The organism is Thiolapillus sp. (assembly GCF_048562965.1).
GTDB classification, from domain to species: Bacteria; Pseudomonadota; Gammaproteobacteria; order Chromatiales; family Chromatiaceae; genus Thiolapillus; species Thiolapillus brandeum_A.
In genome coordinates this window covers 1-2912 of sequence record NZ_JBHNMF010000414.1, presented here as the reverse complement: position 1 = coordinate 2912, position 2912 = coordinate 1, and the positions used below count along the sequence as shown (strand labels likewise).

Genomic DNA, 2912 nt, shown 5'->3' with positions numbered 1-2912 from the left:
CAAGGCCTGGCTGGAGAAAAACAGCACCCGGGTGCCCAGGGACAGCCTGACCTATAAGGCCATCCAATACACCCTCAACCAGTGGGAACTACTGACGGGCTATCTTGCCGATGGGCGACTGAATATCAGCAACGCCCTGGCGGAAAACGCCATCCGTCCCTTTGCGGTCGGACGCCGGAACTGGCTCTTTGCCGATACCCCTCGTGGAGCGAAGGCCAGCGCCACCACCTACAGCCTGATCGAGACGGCCAAGGCCAATGGCGTGGAACCGTTTGCCTACCTCCACCATGTGCTGCAGCACATCGGCAATGCCAGGACGGTTGAGGACATTGAAGCCCTGCTACCCTGGAAAACGCCTCTCAAAAAGATGCAAGAGGGCTGATTGTTTGGCGCTTACGGTGCATCAGGCCATCACTGGTCCTGGTGCGCCGGTTGGCTCTGGCAAAGGACTTGCGCAACCGCTGCGCCGTTTTCCTGATCATGTATGCCCGGATCCTTTGACAAACTGCTGGAACAGGCCGTAGCGCCACTGCCGCATGGCCAGGATCACGGTAGTGCCGTTGCGATCCGCGAATGGCAGTTCCGCATCACCGTCCGACAATGCATCAAACTCGCGGGCCAACTGCTCCAGCTTGCGCCGGAAAACAGCGATGGAACTGTCTGCCAGCATGCCATTCACCACGATAAGGCTCTCGTGTTCTTGATCGAATCGGGAAGCGAAGAAATCCGATTGCAGCTTCTGCAGGAAGAACTGCTGAATAGGCCCGTTCTCCCGCCATTTGAAATTGGGAGCCACCAGCAGCTTTATACGATTCCCCGGCAGCAGTTCGATCATCTTCAGCCGGTCCAGGCGGTTCAGCAACCGGTAACATCGGGTATGGTCCATGGAGAAATAAGCGGTGATCTGTTCAAAACGCCAGCGGTTGAGAACGCATACGGCAATCAGCAGGAGTTCAACATCCGCCACGATTTCCCGTTCCTGTTCAAGAGACAGTTCGCTGAGGGATCGGGCATGCTGTTCGTTCATCATCTGCACCAGGTCGGAAATTTCCAGACCCAGCATCTGGCAAACCTGATCCAGCCGCCGCAGGGAAAAATGCCTTTTCGAAAACACAAGCGTGTCTTCGACCTCGTGATAGATTTTGGGACATCCCAGTCCCCAAAATCGACTCGGCCTTTGACAACCTATTCGTGCCCCAGCCGTCCTGGTCACCAAGCACTACACAACAACTTCGCAAGCTCGTTGCTGCTCCGTACTTGTCTCCCAATGACTGTACGCCGCGTTTGGATGCCTACTTTGCTTCCCCTCTGGCGCTATGCGCACGACGGGTAAGCAGTGCTGCCTCGCGGCTACTGGGGTCTACCACCCTTCGCTTCGCTCTCCATGGCTGGCAGCGTGCGTTTGACGCTGGCTTCGGACAGTGAAAGGTAACGGGCGATATCCGAGTAGGTTTTGCCCTGCGTCTTTAGCGCCCGTTTCAGCGCGCCGATCAATTGTGCGGTTTGAGACAAGAAATCCAACCGGGTAGCGTATTTTGCTACCAAATAAGACATTATTATGCAACTTTTCTCGCCATGGTAGCGCATTCGTATCCATTAGGCTAACCTGCCCCCTACCAACAAAAAAGAACGGGACAACAATGGACGGTCTGATCAAGCTGCGGGGCTTCATCCCCTTCATACTCATCATCTTTCTTAATGCCTTTGTGGACCTGGGATATAAGATCCTCATACAGAACACCATCTTCAAGGTCTATGACGGTCAGACACAGATCATTCTTTCCGCAGTGGTGAATGCGCTGATCCTGCTGCCTTTCGTGCTGCTGTTCAGTCCTTCCGGTTTTCTCGCTGACAGGTTCCGCAAGCCCAGGGTAATGCAGGCCAGCGCGGCTGTGGCTGTTGCCCTCACCCTGCTCATCACCCTTTCCTACTATCTCGGCTGGTTCCGGGTGTCGTTCATGCTGACCTTTCTGCTCGCCGTGCAGAGCACTTTCTATTCGCCCGCTAAATATGGTTACATCAAGGAGCTGGTGGGCAAGACACGGCTGACCGAGGCGAACGCTGCGGTGCAGGCAGTAACCATCGTGGCCATTCTTTCCGGCATCTTCGTTTTCTCGGTGCTGTTCGAACATCGGCTGGAGGGACAGGACTACCGGACCGAAGCCGATATCCTGCACCTGATCGCGCCCATCGGCTGGATACTCGTGATCTGTTCCATACTCGAATACTTCTCCACCCTGAAACTCAAGGCGGTGGAAGCGGAAGCGCCGCAAAAGAAATTTCACCTGCACCAATATGTAAGGGGTCAATACCTGAAACAGAACGTCGGCAAGCTGTACAGCAACCGCAATATCTGGCTGTCCATCATCGGCCTCTCGGTATTCTGGGGTATTTCCCAGGTGGTGCTTGCTGCTTTCCCTGCCTTCGCCAAGGAATACCTTGGCGAAACCAGCACCGTGGTCATACAGGGGCTGATGGCCTGCTCGGGCATCGGCATTATCCTGGGCTCCGTCATCGCCGGCCGCGCCTCCCGCCAGGGTATCGAAACCGGCCTGATTCCCCTGGGCGCTCTGGGCATCGTCCTGGCCCTGTTCTTCACGCCACAGCTCGAATCCACCGGACTACTGGTGGTGGACTTCCTCGCCCTAGGCGTGGCAGGCGGACTGTTCATCGTTCCCCTGAATGCGCTCATCCAGTTTCATGCGAAAGACCGGGAACTGGGCACCATACTCGCGGGTAACAACTGGATACAGAATCTCGTGATGCTGGCCTTCCTGGGCATTACCGTTGTCTTCGCCACCAGCGGCATCACAAGCGTGTCTTCGGCCTCGTGATAGATTTTGGGACATCCCAGTCCCCAAAATCGACTCGGCCTTTGACAACCTATTGGTGCCCCAGCCGTCCTGGTCACC

5 protein-coding genes are annotated in these 2912 nt (G+C 56.0%); 4 read left to right on the top strand and 1 reads right to left on the bottom strand.

The features are described from left to right. Positions 1 to 382 (top strand): IS66 family transposase (locus ACOCD2_RS15645; protein ID WP_419591337.1); only part of this gene is annotated, 382 nt, incomplete at its 5' end. 96 nt (positions 383 to 478) lie between these two features. Here ACOCD2_RS15645 and ACOCD2_RS15640 read toward each other — a convergent pair. After that, the gene (locus ACOCD2_RS15640; RefSeq protein WP_293650502.1) at positions 479 to 1114 is read right to left on the bottom strand and encodes an XRE family transcriptional regulator; all 636 of its coding nucleotides are present in this window, start codon (positions 1112 to 1114) and stop codon (positions 479 to 481) included. 18 nt (positions 1115 to 1132) lie between these two features. Between ACOCD2_RS15640 and ACOCD2_RS15635 the strand changes: the two genes are divergently transcribed. The 3 genes from ACOCD2_RS15635 to ACOCD2_RS15625 all read left to right on the top strand — a co-directional run bounded on the left by ACOCD2_RS15635 (position 1133) and on the right by ACOCD2_RS15625 (position 2834). Then, positions 1133 to 1333, top strand: coding sequence for a hypothetical protein (locus ACOCD2_RS15635; RefSeq protein WP_294031170.1), 201 nt, complete (start codon positions 1133 to 1135; stop codon positions 1331 to 1333). After that, positions 1285 to 1425: a hypothetical protein gene (locus tag ACOCD2_RS15630; RefSeq protein ID WP_294031172.1), complete on the top strand. Its 141-nt coding sequence runs from the start codon at positions 1285 to 1287 to the stop codon at positions 1423 to 1425. Before ACOCD2_RS15635 ends, ACOCD2_RS15630 begins: the two co-directional genes overlap by 49 nt. 215 nt (positions 1426 to 1640) lie before the next feature. Further along, on the top strand, positions 1641 to 2834 hold the full coding sequence (locus ACOCD2_RS15625) for an MFS transporter (RefSeq protein ID WP_293650115.1): 1194 nt from the start codon (positions 1641 to 1643) through the stop codon (positions 2832 to 2834). Positions 2835 to 2912 lie beyond the last annotated feature (78 nt).